We start from the raw sequence: 16431 nt of genomic DNA on the forward strand, positions 1-16431 counted from the left end.
GGCCATATAATTCAGACTGAAATGGAAGGTGGCAAAGTTGTAGCCAAGTATGATTATAATTTGAATGGTAAAAGACCAAGAAGAAAAAAACTTAATACACATTAAATTAGCTACTATGGATTTTCAGTGTTATGCGGATGCGGTTGGTGTTATAATTAGAGTCTCTTTAGGTAAAAAAGAAGCGATTGAGCGTCAAGGGAAAAATAATTTCGATCAATAGCCGATTAACTTTTCCTCTCTTTAAACTGCTGAGTTTATATATATGAAATCCTGCGTTTTATCATTAATTTCAGAATGTATAGGTAGTTGAGGTATTGCGGCTAGCGCGGCTGTGGACCCGTTATAATTATGATGGCCTGAGCAATATCGTAAAAGAAGAACATAGCGATGGCAGCATGGCGGCTTATAAATACAATCCCGACAGCCAGCTGACCGAAGCCATCAATGAGAACAGCCATATCCGGCTACTGCGTGATTAAGCAGGGCGGGTTATTAAAGAAGTACAGGATGGATACGAAGTAAGCAAACAGTATGATCAGGAAGGCAACATCATCTTCAAGGAGTTTAAAAGCAATGACAATCCCGGTGCGGTAGTTCATACGGTGTTTGCCCGGACGCGGGGTCTGGATTTCAAACGCAGTGGTACGGGCTGGATTTATGAGTGGTCGGCAGGCGGCATGCTGCAAAAAGTCATTACCCCGACAGGCCGGCAGTTGGAATTTTACTATGATCCCCTGGGTCGGCAAAAGTCCGCTTACTTGAAGTAAGCTATGCAGGTGCCGATCTGCTCCTCTATAACGATCAATAATTGGCGCCGGAGGCGGTTACATCTACGCCCAGATCACTGAAATACAACTTTTCGGGGTGAAATTTCGTCCTGTATTAAATTTTGGCATCTCAATTGCATACTATTAAAGATAAAAGCAAATTTTATGACAAAAATGAAACAACTGCAGCTATTGATGGGGGCGGTAATTATTCTTCTGGCCTCCTGCTCCAGCAGTAAAAATGCCATTGCACCCCGAAAAGATTTTAAGGGAAACTGGGAAATTGTTTCGGCTACCGTTGAAGGTGCCGGCGATGCCAAATTAAATGTTACCGCATTCGATGATGTAGCCCTAAAATGCTTTGAAGGCAGTCAGTGGACCCTTCCCAATAATGGTTATGGCACCTATAATATTGCGGCGGCTGATTGCGCCGGAGGTGAACGTCAGATTCTATGGTCTCAACGTGTCCGTGACGGTAAGACGCTGTTTAATTTTAAAAGAATGGACGGCGTCCGTAAGAAAGACTCCAAAGATGTCGAAGAAGGCTATTCCATGGAAGTCACCGGATTCGATGAAAACGGGTTTACGGCTATGAGCCCGGTCGAATTTGAAGGTAAAACGATCTATATCGTATATGATTTTCAAAAAAGATAGTAGCATTTAGCAAAAAGTAAAAGGCCGCTTTCATCCATTGAAAGCGGTTTTTTTTAGGGTGTTTTCATGGGGTAAATCCTTGTAAGATAATTGTTTGCTGATAGTTGGCAGGACCCTCGGTTATTCTTTTCAGTTTGCTTATCTTTGCGCCTCTCTGAAGGGGTTCTTCAGTGAAAAATATACCTGATAATGAAGTTTGATCGGAATACAGTCATTGGTTTTGCGTTACTGGCCGTACTTTTTTTCTTTTATTTTTTTTACAACAGCAAGCAACAGGCTTCCTTCCAGAAGGAGCAGGCAACCAAGGATTCTATTGCCAAAGCCATGCAACCCAAACTGGATACAGCCGCAATGCGGCTGGATGCGCAGAAAGCGGATTCTCAACTCCGTGTTGCTAAATCAGGCATCTTTCAGCATGCTTCTGACGGTACAGAGGCGCTGGTAGTCGCTGAAAACGAGCTTTTTAAAATCGGATTTACCAATAAAGGAGGTCAGCCCAAATACGTCGAACTGAAGCATTTCAAAAATGCAGAGACGGGTAAGCCGGTCGTATTGGGCGGATCTGAATTTAACCAGATCAGTTATGCCATTAATACGGCAGCCAATCAAACCGCACAGACGGGTGAATTGTATTTCAGCAACGGTAAACTAACCCCCGGTCCCTCGGGTGCACAGATCGTGAGCTTTGAGCTGACCGGCGGAGACAGCAGCCAGGCCGCTAATTATATTACCCATCAGTTCGTCATTTATCCCAATGACTATAAAATCGATTTTAATATTCTGCTGGCCCAGCCCGGAACACTCTTAACCCAGGGCCAACTCAACCTGGATTGGCAATATGAAGCCCATCAGCAGGAGAGTGATCTTTCTTTTGAACGCCAGAATACTCAAGTAGGTTATATAGAAGGAGGCGCTTTTGATTACCATACCATCGGTAAGAAATCAGGCGTGGAGTTTGATGACGCGGTAAACTGGATTGGGGTGCGGCAACGTTTCTTTAATACTTTCCTGGTAGCCAATGATCATTTCAAAGGCGGCCGCATGGACTGGAAGACGCCAGCAGATGAGAAAAGTCATATAGTAGCCCAGGCGACCGCCCATATGCAACTGGATGTGCCTGCCGGTAGTACTGCTAAAGTGCCGCTGAGCATTCTCTATGGTCCCTCAGACTATAATATGTTGAAAAAATACCCCGAAAATTTCAGTAAACTCGTGAACCTCGGCCAGGGAATGTATGCCTTTGTAAGGCCGATCAACCAGTTTGTAATCATACCGATCTTTAATTTTTTCAAGAGTTTTGTGGGTAGCTTTGGTATTATCATTGCCCTGCTGACGCTGATGATCCGGATTGTTATTTCTCCGCTGAACTATAAAAGTTATCTGAGTGGGGCAAAAATGAAGGCGCTTCGCCCGGAAATTGCCAAATTGAAAGAAAAAACTGCGGGTGATCAACAGGCCATGAGTATGGAACAGATGAAACTGTTCCGGGAGGCCGGTGTTAATCCCCTGGGCGGTTGTATCCCGGCATTGCTACAGATTCCGATATTCTTCGCCCTGTATGCCTTCTTCAGCTCCAGCGTGGATCTTCGGGGCATTCCATTTCTCTGGGCAGCGGATCTATCTGCCTACGATGCACCCATTCATTTTGGATTCAATATTCCCCTGCTGGGAGATCACCTGAGCCTGTTTAATATTCTGGCTGCCGTAACCAGTTTATTGATATCCATATATGGTATGAGCCTGACGCCGGACCAGAACAATCCGATGATGAAGTACATGCCTTACATCATGCCATTGTTCCTGTTATTTTTCTTCAATAAACTGCCGTCAGCCCTTACCTGGTATTATACCGTATCCAATGTAATTACCCTTATCCTGCAGTTTATTATCCAGAACTATATCATCGACCACGATAAAGTGCTGGCTAAAATACAGGAGACTCGAAAAAAGCCCAAGACCAAGTCAAAGTGGCAGGAAAGACTGGAACAAATGCAGGAACAGCAACGTCAGATTAAAGAACAACAAAACAAGAGAAAATAATGATAATCCGGGCCCTGGCCCGGATTTTTTTGCCCATGAAGGGGTGGAACCCCGGGAAAAATACGGATTACGCAACGTAATGTTTATATTGCAACGTCTTAACCCTGATATGTCGCATTTCAAAATGATATTTCACAACAATAAGCCTCATTGCGTATCGGGCGCACCCGGCGCCGGTATCGTAGCGCATCGTCGCGAATCCAGACCAATAATCCTGTATTTCCTGTTGACCCTGAGCCTGCTCTGGCTGAGCGGCGTGGTGGCGGCGCAGAAAAAGCTTTCTGAGGCCACGATTTATTATGATGTGGTCATCAGTACCAATAATGACAAGCCCAAAGCGGCAGATATGCTGGACGGTGCCACCAATATTATTTATCTGAAAGGGAACCTCAGCCGTTCAGATTTTATCAGTTCACTGGGTACACAGTCCACCATTTATGATGCCAAAACGGGTACAGCCACAAATATCAAGGATTACGGGGATAAAAAATTCATGATCACCTATACTGCAGCAGAATGGAAGGCTGACAATAAAAAATACGAAGGGCTGACCTATACAATTGAAAATGAATTTAAGGAGATCGCAGGCTATAAATGTCAGAAAGCCACTGCAAAACTTGCGGACGGTTCTGTTATTACCGTATATTTTTCCAGAGATCTGATTTTGCTGAACAGCGATTTTCAGTATATCAATAAAAACCTGCCGGGACTGGCGCTCCAGTATCAGGCAACCAGGGGAGATGCCCGGGTGACCTATACCGTGTCCAATATTGAATTTACCGTGATACCGCTGGCCAAATTTGACCTGCCTAAAACCGGCTACCGGGTAATGTCCTATTCAACGTTTTCTAAAAACCTTCCAAAAAATTAAATAGAAAGTTCAAAGGGTATTTTTGACCCGAATAGGACCGATTGGGTCCTGGTCAGGTTGCTGTTGCCAGGCCCCTAAAATTTCCATAGCGGTCAGCCAGTTCCCTGACTTTGTCAGGATCTACATGACTCAAAATCTGATGTTCGTCGCAGAAACGCAGGATCTCAAGGGTATTGATATTGCCCAGCAATTCAAAACCGGTCATCGGGCATCCGCCCCAGCCATTGATCACTCCGTCAAAATGCCTGCATCCGGCCTGCCAGGCCGCCTCAATTTTCGCGTAGGCATCACCGTTAAGACTATGCAGGTGCAGCCCTATTTCTGCCTGGGGAAAAGCCGGCAGTAGTTTTTTCAATAAGGAGCCGATCTCCGCGGCACTGCCGCTGCCCACAGTATCAGCAATCGTAATCTGCCGGATGCCGTTTGCCAGGAGCAATCCTACCTGATCGGCCACCAGGTCTTCGGACCAGGGGTCACCATAAGGATTACCCAGGGCCATGCTGATATAAACCCGCAAGGCTTTGGATCCACTATCTGCGGCTTCTTGAATGTCCTGCAAAATCCGGAACGCTTCCTGTGCGTCCGCATTGATATTTTTTCGCAGAAAGGTCTCACTGACAGAATAAGGATAACCAATGATATCCAGTTTCTCCTGTGCGGCCGCTTCTGCGGCACCCCGCAGGTTACCTACAATAGCGAGCAGGCGGGTGGGGCTGATGGTTTTGTCAATGGCCTCGAGTACGGCAGCCGAACCAGCCATTTGCGGCACGGCCTTCGGTGAAACAAAACTACCAAAATCAATAATGTCAAAGCCCGCGGTCATCAGCTCATTGATATACCGGGCCCGTTGTGGGGGCGGGATGATATAGTCCAGTCCCTGCTGGCCATCCCGGGGACATTCGGTTACATGCATGACCGGCATAGATATCGGCCGGGACAGTACCCGGTTGTCGGGAGAATGATCTGTTACAGGAGTTTCCATAATTCTTACTGCTAAAGTCCTATTTGTTTGGCAATAACGATTCTTTGTATTTCCGAAGTGCCTTCACCAATTTGCAAGAGCCGCTGATCACGGTAGAAACGTTCCACGCCGTATTCCTTCATGAGTCCGTAACCACCGTGGATCTGAACGGCCGCATCGGCTACTTCTTTGGCGATCTCTGAGCAATATAATTTGGCAATGGCTGCTTCTTTAATATAAGGCTGGCCATTGTCTTTTAACCAGCAGGCTTTATACAAATAGGTCCGCGCCAGTTCAATTTTCATGTCCATATCGGCAAGCTTAAAGGAGATCGCCTGGAAGGAGGCAATCGTCTTGCCAAACTGCTGCCGCTCGCGGGCGTAGCGCAGCGCCGCTTCATAGGCCCCCTGCGCACAGCCCAGTCCCATGGCCGCTATGCTCAGTCTTCCGGAGTTCAGGGTCTCCAACATGATTCTGGAGCCCGCTCCAGTTTCACCGAGGGTATTGTCCAGAGGCACCCGGCAGTCATCAAAAAACAGCTGCGCCGTATCACTGGCCCGCCACATCATTTTGCCATGCATGGTCTGTTGACTGAAACCGGCTGTGCCCTTATCTACAATGATGGTCGTAAAGGTTTTTCGGCCGTCCTTTTCACCTGTGAGGGCCTGTACAGTAGCGCCCATATTGATATCGGCCGATCCGTTGGTAATAAAGATTTTGCTGCCGTTGATCACCCAGTGATCGGACTCCACCTGCGCCGTGGTTTTGGAAGCCCGCGAGTCACTGCCGGCTTCAGGTTCTGTAAGCCCGAATGCCCAGAGTGCCTTTCCGGTACAAAGCGGCGGCAGGTATTTTTGTTTTTGTTCCTCGGTGCCATAGTAAAAAATCGGTCCCATGCCCAGGGAGTTGTGTGCGGCCAGGGTGGCCGCCTGGGATCCATCTACCCGCGCGATTTCTTCCACTGCAATTATATAGGACAGATAGTCCATACCCCCGCCTCCATACTGCTGGGGGATATACATGCCAAAGAGTCCCAGTTCACCCATGGCAGCGGTCAGCTCGCTGGAAAAACGTTCCTGTTCATCCAGTTCAGCCGCTACCGGTTGAATCTGTTTTTCTGCAAAACTCCGGACCATTTGCCGGATCATCTGGTGCTCTTCACTTATATTATAATCCATAGTTGCAAAATTTAATGTTGCGCCTCTGCCGGGCAGAGCTGTATCAGCAGTTCGGTATTGGTTACCTGCTGTTGTTCCTTTACCCGCAGGCTTTCCACCCGGGCATCGATCGGACTGAGAATATTGTTTTCCATTTTCATTGCTTCCACGATCAACAGGAGCTGTCCCTGTCGGACCTCCTGTCCTTCGGTCACAGCGACCCGGACAACTTTTCCGGGCATGGGTGCGGTAATGCGCCCTGCTGTCTCGGCGCCGGTGGTTGCTGCTTCATAATGGGCATCGGGATCCAATACATCAGGCCTTCGCAGCTCAAACAGACGGGCCTGAAACTGTATCCAACAGTGGGCCGGATGTCGGCTGTGGATCATCAGGGGCCAGCTTTGGTCCCCCTGATGCAACCGGTAATGAACACCCTGCTGCTGCTCCAGACGCAATTGCAGTTCGACGCCGTCAATACTGCCAGTGAACTGTGCTGCATCATAATGGTCCAGTCGCAGGTGATAAGGCTCTTCGTCCAGCAGCAGTTCCAGGGAATGCGGCTGGAGATGAAAGCCGATCTGTTGCCAGATCGAAGAGGATTCAGGCGGGGGGCGGAGGCTGACCAACAGGCCGGCTGCCAGGATCATTCGGCGGATTTCAGGACTGACCGGCGCCAGGATGCGATCCATAATCGCTGCTGTATTTTCATCCAGCATCCGGGTATGCATCCGGTTTTCAATAAATTCAGGCTGTTGCAGCAGTCCGTGCAGAAAGGAAATATTGGTCCGGATGCCCGTAATCAAATACTGTTCCAGGGCCTGCAGGGCCAATGTACGGGCGGCTTCTCTTGTTCCGGCTTTTACAATGAGTTTGGCGATCATCGGATCATAGTCCGGCGATATCCGGTCGCCCGATTTCAATGCCATGCCGTCGAGCCGAACCCGGTCCTCCTGCGGGGCGGGTATTGCATCCATTTGCGGTGACAGGAGCGGTTCCTGGTAAAATTCAATTATCCCCGGCGCCGGCAGAAATTGCTGCCCCGGATCCTCGGCATATATCCTGCATTCAATCGCATGACCCTGCTGCCGGATATCAGTTGGCTGCAGGGAAAGTCCCTTGCCGCCGGCAATCCGGATTTGCCAGGCGACAATATCGATGCCCGTGGTGAGTTCCGTTACAGGATGTTCTACCTGTATACGGGTATTCATTTCCAGGAAATAAAAATTATCGTCAGGATCGAGTAAGAATTCCATGGTGCCGGCGCTATAGTAGCCCATGCTGCGCCCCAGGTCCAGGGCAGCATTGCAGATAGCTGCTCTCAGGGATGGATCCAGGCCGGGCGCAGGTGCTTCTTCGATTATTTTCTGGTGCCGGCGTTGCAGGGTGCATTCTCTTTCAAATAAATGAATGAGATTTCCCTGCTGATCACCCAGTAACTGGACTTCGATATGGCGGGGGGTTTCGATGTATTTTTCCATATAGATGGTCCCATCACCAAAATACCTTTCGGCTTCCCGGGCCGTCGCCTCCAGGGCATCCCGAAGTGCGGCCGTTGTCTGGACGATCTGCATACCCTTACCACCTCCACCGGCAGCCGCCTTAATTAGCAATGGAAAGCCTATGGCCCTATGTTGCTCCATCAGTTCTTCAGGGCTGCCGGTAAGTCCGGGCGGTACAGGTACACCCGCTTTCGTGGCAGCCTCGCGGGCGCGGATTTTATGACCCATCAGACCCACAGCCGCTGCAGAAGGGCCGATAAAAATCAGGCCGGCCTGTTCACAGGCTTCTATAAATTTTTCATTTTCCGATAGAAACCCATAACCCGGATGTATGGCATCAGCATGGGTTTGAAGGGCTGCATCAATAATTTTGGGGATATTCAGGTAAGTATCTGCCAGCCGGTCGCCTTCCAGCAATATAGCCTGACCGGCCTGCCGTACAAAGGCTGCATGGGCATCCGGTGCCGCATAGACGGCCACCGTCGATAACTGCATTTCCTTTGCCGTACGCTGGATCCTCAGGGCGATTTCCCCGCGATTGGCAATTAATATTTTTTTGATCGGCTTCATGTCTTTGGCATTGGGTAAACCAGTAAGCAAATGTGCTGCACTGATATTGCGGGAAAGGCCAGGCTATTGCTCCGGAATCCAGTTCGGATTTCTTTTTTCCAGGAATGCTGTCATGCCTTCCCGGGCTTCTTCATTTTCCCGGAGCTCGGCGATTTCACGGGAAGTGTATTCCATGATATCTGATTCTTTGACTTCATTGACAAGCCGGCAGATCAGCCGCTTGCAATGTTTGACGGCTTCCGGTCCGCTGCTCAGCAGCTGACTGATGGTATTTTCCAGATGACGTTCCGCTTCATTATCCGCTAGTGCAGCATTGATCAACCCCAGCCGGGCGGCTTCAGTAGCATTAAATCGGCGTCCGGTCAGCATCAGGTCCCGGGCCGGAAATTCCCCGATCCGCCGGATGATATAGGGCGCAATGGTTGCGGGAATCAATCCCAGTTTGACTTCTGATAAGGCGAAAAGGGTATCGGTGCCTGCCAATGCAAAATCGCAGGCTGCCAGCAGTCCGTTGCCACCGCCCATGGCGGCGCCGTGTACCATTGCGATGGTGGGCAGTGGACAGGCATATATGGTATGAAAACAACGGGCGAGCTGAAAAGCATCCGCCAGGTTTTCCTCGTGTTCATAGCCGCCTACCCGCTGCATCCAGTTTAAATCGGCACCGGCACAAAAGCTGGGCCCCCGGCCACGCAATACGACTACCCGGGTTTCAGGATTTTCGGCAATTTCGGTAAAGGCACTGATCAGTTCCATGATCATTGGGCCATTGATGGCATTACGGGTTTCCGGACGGTTCAGCCAGATGGTTGTCACCTGCCGGCTGGCTTCAATTTCAATCGTCGAATGATTCATCCTCTAGGTTTTAATTAAAGTAGTTGTCAAATACTATTTTTTTCGTTTGAACGGCTTTGTCCGTCTACATCCTGAATATTCCGTAACGGGTAGGTTCCCAGATCCGGTTCAGGGAGCTGGCCAGGCAAAGGCCCAGGACCTCCCGGGTATGGGCCGGGTCTATGATGCCGTCATCCCAAAGACGGGCCGTACTGTAATAAGCCGAGCCTTCCCGTTCATATTTTTCCAGGATCGATTGTTCCAGTGCTTCCCGTTCCGCACCGTCAAAGGTTTTGCCCGCGGCTTTTAACTGAGCGGCTTTCACCGAACTGAGTACCCCGGCTGCCTGCTGGCCACCCATCACAGAAATCTTTGCATGCGGCCACATAAACAAAAATCTTGGATCATATGCCCGGCCGCACATCGCATAGTTGCCGGCACCAAAGGAACCTCCGGTAACAACCGTAAATTTGGGCACGGCTGCATTGGCGACGGCATGGACCATTTTGGCGCCGTCCCGGGCGATGCCGCCATGTTCATATTCCCTGCCCACCATAAAACCGGTAATATGCTGCAGGAAAACCAGCGGGGTGTTGCGCTGGGCACAGAGCTCTACAAAATGCGCGCCTTTGAGTGCCGAAGCACCAAAAAGGACACCGTTATTGGCGATGATGCCCACCGGAAAACCCATGATCCGGGCAAAGCCGGTGACCAGGGTGGGGGCGTAACGGGTCTTGAACTCCTGAAAGCGACTTCCGTCCACCAGTCTGGCAATCAGCTCCCGGGCGTCTACCTGTTTTTTCAAATCCGGCGAAAGCAAACCGTAGAGTTCCGAAGCCGGATACAGCGGTGCTTCTACCGGTCGGATGTCAAGGGGCTGTTTTCGGGGCGGCGGCAGGGTGGACAGGATATGACGACAGATGCTAAGTGCATGGCGGTCATTTTCCGCCAGGTGGTCAGCGGTTCCCGAAATCCGGGTATGTACGTCAGCACCGCCCAGTTCCTCTGCCGTTACTTCTTCACCGGTGGCGGCTTTCACCAGGGGTGGGCCTCCGATAAAGATCGTTCCCTGCTCACGCACGATGATGGTTTCGTCGCTCATGGCCGGAACATAAGCACCTCCTGCCGTGCAGGAGCCCATCACAACAGCAATCTGGGCGATACCGGCTGCCGACATCCGGGCCTGGTTATAAAAAAAGCGGCCAAAATCCTCGCGGTCCGGAAATACTTTGTCCTGGGTGGGCAGGTAGGCACCCCCGGAATCTACCAGGTAGACACAGGGCAAATGATTCTCCCAGGCAATCTGCTGTGCCCGCAGGTGCTTTTTAATCGTCAGTTCCATATAAGTGCCCCCTTTCACTGTCGCATCGTTGGCAATGATCATGATCTCCCGGCCACCGGCCAGGCCAATACCAGTGATTATCCCTGCTGCGGGAAACTGGTTCTCCATGATGTCCAATGCTGCCAGCGGTGAGAGTTCCAGAAAGGGGGTATTGGGATCCAGCAGGAGCTGTACCCTTTCGCGGGCCAGCAGTTTGCCTCTTTTCTTATGTTTGACCACTGTCGGGTGGTCTGCACCGGGCCGGTGCATTTCCAGACGGCTGTTATACGACTGGATGATACCGCTGTAAACTTCCCGGTTGGCCAGAAAATCAGCGGAATGGGGGTCGATATGGGAGATAATGGGGTACAAGTTGATCGTATTATGAATGCATAAGATACACGAAATAAAGGATATTTTCTGATATACTAACAGTTGTTAGCCAAAATTTTGAATGGGGCACCTTTCGCGAAGCGGCGTAAGGTAGACATTGACCTGCCATTGGATGGAACGGAGGGCAGCATTGACGGGCCCGGAATAATTTTAGTTTTTTACAACAAAATACTAAACGGGTTGTTAGTCTAAAAACAGCTTATATTGTCGTAATTTTGCGCAAATTTCAGGGCAGACATGAAAAAAATCCATATTGTTTTACTGGTACTTACAGCTGCAGCCATTGCCGTACTGGTAAGTTTCCTACAGACCACCACTACATATGATACCGTGGCCATTGCCAAATCCAAGCCCGGTAAATTTGTTCACCTGATGGCACGCTGGGATAAATCAGCGCCGATGGAATACGACGCCATTAAGAATCCCAATTATTTATCCTTTACAGCCGTTGATAGTCTGGGAGATAAGGTCAATGTGATCTATCACAATCCCAAACCCGAGAATTTTGAACTGAGCGAAAGACTGGTCATGAAGGGGAAATATGAAGACGGAAAATTTATTTGCCAGAGCATCCAGACCAAATGTCCGAGTAAATACAAGGATGAGGATCCTTCCAAACATCCCGGAAACAATCAGACTTCTTATAATTCAGGTCCGGCAACCGCAGCAGCTAAACAATAATATCTTTAGGTATGGAGTATTCAGGCGAACACCTTTTGCCGGGACAAATAGGTCATTTTTTTATCCTGGTCTCGCTGGTGGCATCGTTGACAGCGACCTTTGCATATTTTAAATCAGTACAGGCACCGGCGGATCAAAAAAAGGGCTGGTTATTGCTGGGCCGCTATGCGTTTTTTGCCGAAGCATTAGCTGTACTGGTCATTTTCGCAGCCCTATTGCATATTCTTTATCATCATCTTTTTGAGTATAAATACGCCTGGCAACATACCAGCCTTTCGCTGGAATTCAAGTACATGATGAGTGCCTTCTGGGAAGGTCAGGAAGGCAGTACCTTGCTCTGGACTTTCTGGCAGGCTGTACTGGGGCTGATCATTATCAGAAGAGAGAAGGAATGGGAGGCGCCTGTGATGACGGTTGTCAGCCTGGCCCAGTTCTTTCTGGCGACCATGATCGTCGGCATTTATATTTTCGATGTAAAAATCGGATCCAATCCCTTCCTGCTGCTTCGGGAATCCGGCCTGCTGGATGAGGCGCCCGCTATGCACCTGGGATTTGATCTCAGTCAGCCCATACGCCCTGATTACCTGACGATGATACAGGACGGTAACGACCTGAACCCCCTGTTGCAGAATTATTGGATGGTCATTCACCCACCGATACTTTTTCTGGGTTTTGCGTCCACGCTGGTTCCCTTTGCCTTTGCCATGGCCGGCCTTTGGACCGGGAATACAAAGGCATGGGTCAACCGGGTGATCCCCTGGACCCTGTTTTCGGTCGCTTTTCTGGGACTGGGTATTATGATGGGTGCGAAATGGGCTTATGAATCCCTGAACTTCGGAGGCTACTGGGCCTGGGATCCGGTGGAAAATGCTTCACTGGTACCCTGGATGATCATGGTTTCAGGGCTGCATACCCTGCTGATCTATAAACATACGGGCTATTCACTGCGTTCCTGTTTCCTGTTTCTGGCCCTGTCATTTATATTTATTGTTTATTCCACTTTCCTGACCAAAAGCGGGGTATTGGGCGATTCTTCCGTACACGCTTTTGCGGATATCGGTATGAACGGCCAGCTGTTTCTGTTTTTGATTGTATTTGTCTGGCTGGCACCATTTTTTGCTGCGACCAAACTGCGGCAACGCTGGATCATTGCCGGCGTGACCCTGCTGGTATCGCTGGCCACTTATTTCCTGGCCGAGAAAGTCCCGGGATTACCACTCTATGTGATCCTCTCAGGTATTACCTGTTTTATCGTGCTGATGAACCGTCAGGTACCAGCTACCCAAAAGGAAGAAAGTGTTTCCTCCCGTGAGTTTTGGATGTTTATCGGCTCGATGGTCTTTTTCCTGGCAGCCATGATCATTATCTTCCAGACTTCTTTGCCGGTAATCAATAAGCTCTTCAACAAGAATATGGCCCCCGGCGAGCAAAGTGAATTTGATTATAATAAAATCCAGGTGCTGGTTGCCTTTGTGATTGGCCTGTTAACCGCCGTTACCCAGTACCTGAAATACAAGGGAACCGAAGCCCGGTATTTCTGGAAGAGGATACTGTTGCCCACCATTATCAGCGCCCTGGCGGCGGTATTTGTCCTGGTTGTCATCCAGGTGAACTATGAGATCCATGGTATGGGCTTCCTGATCAATATCTGGATCGCACTGACGGCCTGTATTTATGCAACCATCGCCAATGCCGCCTATATCTGGGCGGGTATGAAAGGGAACCTGAAGAAAAGCGGTGGCTCCATTGCGCATTTTGGCTTTGGGCTGATGCTGGTAGGAATGATCCTTTCCGCGGGTAAAAAAGAAGTCCTTTCCCTGAATACCAGTGGCATTGCCGTGCCCTTCGCCAAGGAAAGCAAAGAGAAGACCGGCGAGAACCTGACCCTGGTAAAAGGGGTGCCCATGCAGATGAATAACTATATGGTCACTTATCTGGGAGATTCCGCACACCCCAAAAAAGAACAGACTTATTTTAAAATCCATTTCAAGAGCAAGAAGGATAATGAGGAATTTGTACTGTTGCCCGACGCTTTTGTTAATTATAAAGGCAATGAGGGACTGATGGCCAATCCATCTTCCAAGCATTACCTGGGCCACGATATATTTACCTATGTCTCCTCCTTCTATAAACCGGATGGCAGCGATGATACCATCAGCTTCAAGCCCAATCTGGTCCATGTGGGCGATACCGTCTTCTATAGCAAGGGGTATATGATCCTGGAAAAACTCGCCGGCCGGGACAGGCTGCCTTCTGCCCAGTTTGAAAAAACCGACAGCGGATATACCGCTTCCGTTCGGGTGCAGGAACTCAACGGGCCTTCCTATCAATCAGATCTGCTGCTGGTCAAAAGAGGGAATCAAAGCCAGTTTCAGTCCCAGGACACCATCATGAGCCAGAGTCTGGTTCTCGAACTGCAGGACGCCGGTAATGGATCCGCTACTATTGGCGTAAAAGAATCCAATGATGTGCTGGAATATGTGACCCTGAAGGCCTATAAATTCCCCTATATCAACCTGGTCTGGGGTGGAATCGTCTTCCTGGTGATTGGTTGTGTGGTCAGCCTGGTGCGCCGGGTTTCCCTGCAAAAAGGAGGTCGCCGGCTTTCCAGGGCCAGTTGATCGAGGTATTTTTGAACCCGCTGCTGCGTTGGAATCTACCCTTAACAAGAGCGGAGCAGTGCGCTCCCCGAACTTAGTGTAGCCGGAAGGCGCCGTCAGGGTGCCAGGGGCTCCCTTCAGGTTATCCACAACTTATATTTTCCATGGAAAATTGGCGTTTAGATTGTACTTTTGCGCCCTGAAAACCAAAGAATCCAAAGAATGGCAGGCCAGTTAAAAGAAGTTCGTAACCGGATCAGTTCGGTACAGAGTATGCAGCAGATTACCAAGGCAATGAAGATGGTAAGTGCTGCCAAATTTCGTCGTGCGCAGGATTCCATCCTGCAGATGCGTCCTTATGCACAACAACTGCAGGGCGTACTCAGCAATATTGTTTCCAACAGTGATGGCGATTTGTCCATTGCCCTGGCCGAAGAGCGACCGATTGATAAAGTCCTCCTGATTGTCATCACCAGCGACCGTGGCCTGGCCGGTGCCTTTAACTCCAATGTGGTAAAGCAGGCCCGTGCCCTGATTCAGCAGAAATACCAGTTACAGCAGGACAAAGGTCAGGTAACCATCTGGAACCTGGGTAAAAAGGGCTATGAGGCCATGACCAAACTGGGCTATAAGACCAGTGATGCCCATAAGGATATATTCCTGAACCTGAGTTTTGAAAATGTACAGAAGATTGCACAAGCAGCAATGAAGGCTTATACGGACAAGGAGTTTGATGCAATTGAAATTGTATATAGTCAGTTCAGAAACGCTGCAACTCAAATATTTACAGCAGAAAGATTTTTGCCCATTCCCAAAGTGGAGAAACAGGCAGGCGCTGCTAAATCTGATTTTATTTTTGATCCCAATAAAGAGGAGCTGGTAACCGAGCTGATGCCCAAGATCCTGAATACCCAGTTGTATAAGGCCGTCCTGGATTCCCATGCATCCGAACATGGCGCCCGTATGACATCAATGGATAAGGCCAGTGAAAACGCCAATGAAATGTTGCGGAGCCTGAAATTATCTTATAACCGTGCCAGACAGGCCGCGATCACGACCGAGCTTACTGAAATCGTCAGTGGCGCAGCGGCATTGCAGGGATAGTAACAGGTCGCTGGTCCGAATTTTGAGATTGAACCTTAAAGAGATCCCATGGATATTGCTGAACTGATTCCCCATATTGAAGCGCTGATTTTTGCCAGTGACAAGCCCCTGCCGCCACTGGAGCTGACCGAATTGCTGAACAATGCTTTCGGATTTATGGAAGATAAGATTACCCTGGATCAGGTGGAATCAGCCATGGAAGGGATACAGGAAAAATATGCTGCCGAGTTCTACCCGTTTGAAGTGTTTCAGAGTGGAGGTGGTTGGCAGTTCTTGACCAAAAAAGAATACCATAAGACCATTGCCCAGCTGAATGGCGATAAGTTCATGAAACGGCTATCCGCCGCTGCACTGGAAACCCTGGCGATCGTTGCCTACAAGCAGCCGGTAACCAAGGGTGAGGTCGAGGCGATCAGAGGTGTTAGTGCAGATTATGCCATTCAGAAATTGCTGGAAAAGGAACTGATCGTGATTTCCGGAAGAAATGAAAAACTTCCCGGTCATCCGCTGGTCTATACCACTTCCAAATCCTTTATGGATTATTTCGGGATCAATTCCTCCGATGAATTACCAAGAATAAAAGAGGTACTGGCTGAACAGTTGATTGAACCTACGGTGATCGGCGCCGCTGCTTCCGACCAGGACAGCGAAGAGGATGCCGAGAATCCGCTGGCAGTAACCCAAAGCGGAGAACTGGTGGAAAATGCCACCGGTGACGAGGAAACCCCGAATGCAGCAGCAGCGGCCGAAGGGGAGGAGGAAAATGTCGATCAGGATCCTATTGAAGAAACAGAAGGCGGGGAAGAGGAGAAAAGCTTTGACGAAGACGATAATGATGAAGATGATGGCGACGATGACGACGAAAAAGATGATGACGACGACGAGGATGATGATGATGACGAGGATGATGACGACGACGAGGATGATGATGATGACGAGGATGATGACGACGACGAGGATGATGATGATGACGAGGATG

At 49.4% G+C, this 16431-nt stretch carries 13 protein-coding genes; 8 read left to right on the forward strand and 5 right to left on the reverse strand.

Going from position 1 to position 16431, the window contains the following annotated elements:
* The first annotated feature begins 314 nt into the window (after positions 1-314).
* The 4 genes from ACYVI9_RS15365 (at position 315) to ACYVI9_RS15380 (ending at position 4332) form a co-directional block, all read left to right on the forward strand.
* Complete coding sequence (locus ACYVI9_RS15365) at positions 315-479, forward strand: hypothetical protein (RefSeq protein WP_460766126.1); 165 nt, start codon at positions 315-317, stop codon at positions 477-479.
* 453 nt (positions 480-932) lie between these two features.
* Positions 933-1421 carry a hypothetical protein gene (locus ACYVI9_RS15370; RefSeq protein ID WP_460766129.1) on the forward strand — a complete coding sequence of 163 codons (489 nt, stop codon included), beginning with the start codon at positions 933-935 and terminating at the stop codon, positions 1419-1421.
* 189 nt (positions 1422-1610) lie between these two features.
* Entirely contained in the window at positions 1611-3461 is a 1851-nt protein-coding gene (gene yidC / locus ACYVI9_RS15375) for a membrane protein insertase YidC (protein ID WP_460766131.1), read from the forward strand.
* Positions 3462-3570: 109 nt separating this feature from the next.
* The gene (locus tag ACYVI9_RS15380) at positions 3571-4332 is read left to right on the forward strand and encodes a hypothetical protein (protein WP_460766133.1); all 762 of its coding nucleotides are present in this window, start codon (positions 3571-3573) and stop codon (positions 4330-4332) included.
* Between the two features lie 52 nt (positions 4333-4384).
* On the opposite strand, the gene ACYVI9_RS15385 is transcribed toward ACYVI9_RS15380, so the two are convergent.
* The 5 genes from ACYVI9_RS15385 to ACYVI9_RS15405 all read right to left on the reverse strand — a co-directional run bounded on the left by ACYVI9_RS15385 (position 4385) and on the right by ACYVI9_RS15405 (position 11046).
* Positions 4385-5314, reverse strand: a complete 930-nt coding sequence (locus ACYVI9_RS15385) for a beta/alpha barrel domain-containing protein (protein WP_460766136.1) — start codon at positions 5312-5314, stop codon at positions 4385-4387.
* Positions 5315-5325: 11 nt separating this feature from the next.
* Positions 5326-6471, reverse strand: a complete 1146-nt coding sequence (locus ACYVI9_RS15390; protein WP_460766139.1) for an acyl-CoA dehydrogenase family protein — start codon at positions 6469-6471, stop codon at positions 5326-5328.
* Positions 6472-6482: 11 nt separating this feature from the next.
* Positions 6483-8519, reverse strand: coding sequence for an acetyl/propionyl/methylcrotonyl-CoA carboxylase subunit alpha (locus tag ACYVI9_RS15395; protein ID WP_460766141.1), 2037 nt, complete (start codon positions 8517-8519; stop codon positions 6483-6485).
* A gap of 63 nt (positions 8520-8582) precedes the next feature.
* On the reverse strand, positions 8583-9374 hold the full coding sequence (locus tag ACYVI9_RS15400) for an enoyl-CoA hydratase-related protein (protein WP_460766144.1): 792 nt from the start codon (positions 9372-9374) through the stop codon (positions 8583-8585).
* 64 nt (positions 9375-9438) lie between these two features.
* Complete coding sequence (locus tag ACYVI9_RS15405; RefSeq protein ID WP_460766147.1) at positions 9439-11046, reverse strand: carboxyl transferase domain-containing protein; 1608 nt, start codon at positions 11044-11046, stop codon at positions 9439-9441.
* Between the two features lie 258 nt (positions 11047-11304).
* On the opposite strand from ACYVI9_RS15405, the gene ACYVI9_RS15410 reads away from it, so the two are divergent.
* From ACYVI9_RS15410 to scpB, 4 genes are all read left to right on the forward strand, one after another.
* Complete coding sequence (locus ACYVI9_RS15410) at positions 11305-11748, forward strand: cytochrome c maturation protein CcmE domain-containing protein (protein ID WP_460766149.1); 444 nt, start codon at positions 11305-11307, stop codon at positions 11746-11748.
* Positions 11749-11759: 11 nt separating this feature from the next.
* On the forward strand, positions 11760-14369 hold the full coding sequence (ccsA, locus tag ACYVI9_RS15415) for a cytochrome c biogenesis protein CcsA (RefSeq protein ID WP_460766152.1): 2610 nt from the start codon (positions 11760-11762) through the stop codon (positions 14367-14369).
* Positions 14370-14570: 201 nt separating this feature from the next.
* Positions 14571-15452 (forward strand): ATP synthase F1 subunit gamma, encoded by an 882-nt coding sequence (gene atpG / locus ACYVI9_RS15420; RefSeq protein WP_460766155.1) that lies wholly within the window; start codon positions 14571-14573, stop codon positions 15450-15452.
* 48 nt (positions 15453-15500) lie between these two features.
* The coding region (gene scpB / locus ACYVI9_RS15425) for an SMC-Scp complex subunit ScpB (protein WP_460766157.1) at positions 15501-16431 on the forward strand (931 nt) is incomplete at its 3' end.

Source organism: Niabella terrae, from assembly GCF_054783135.1.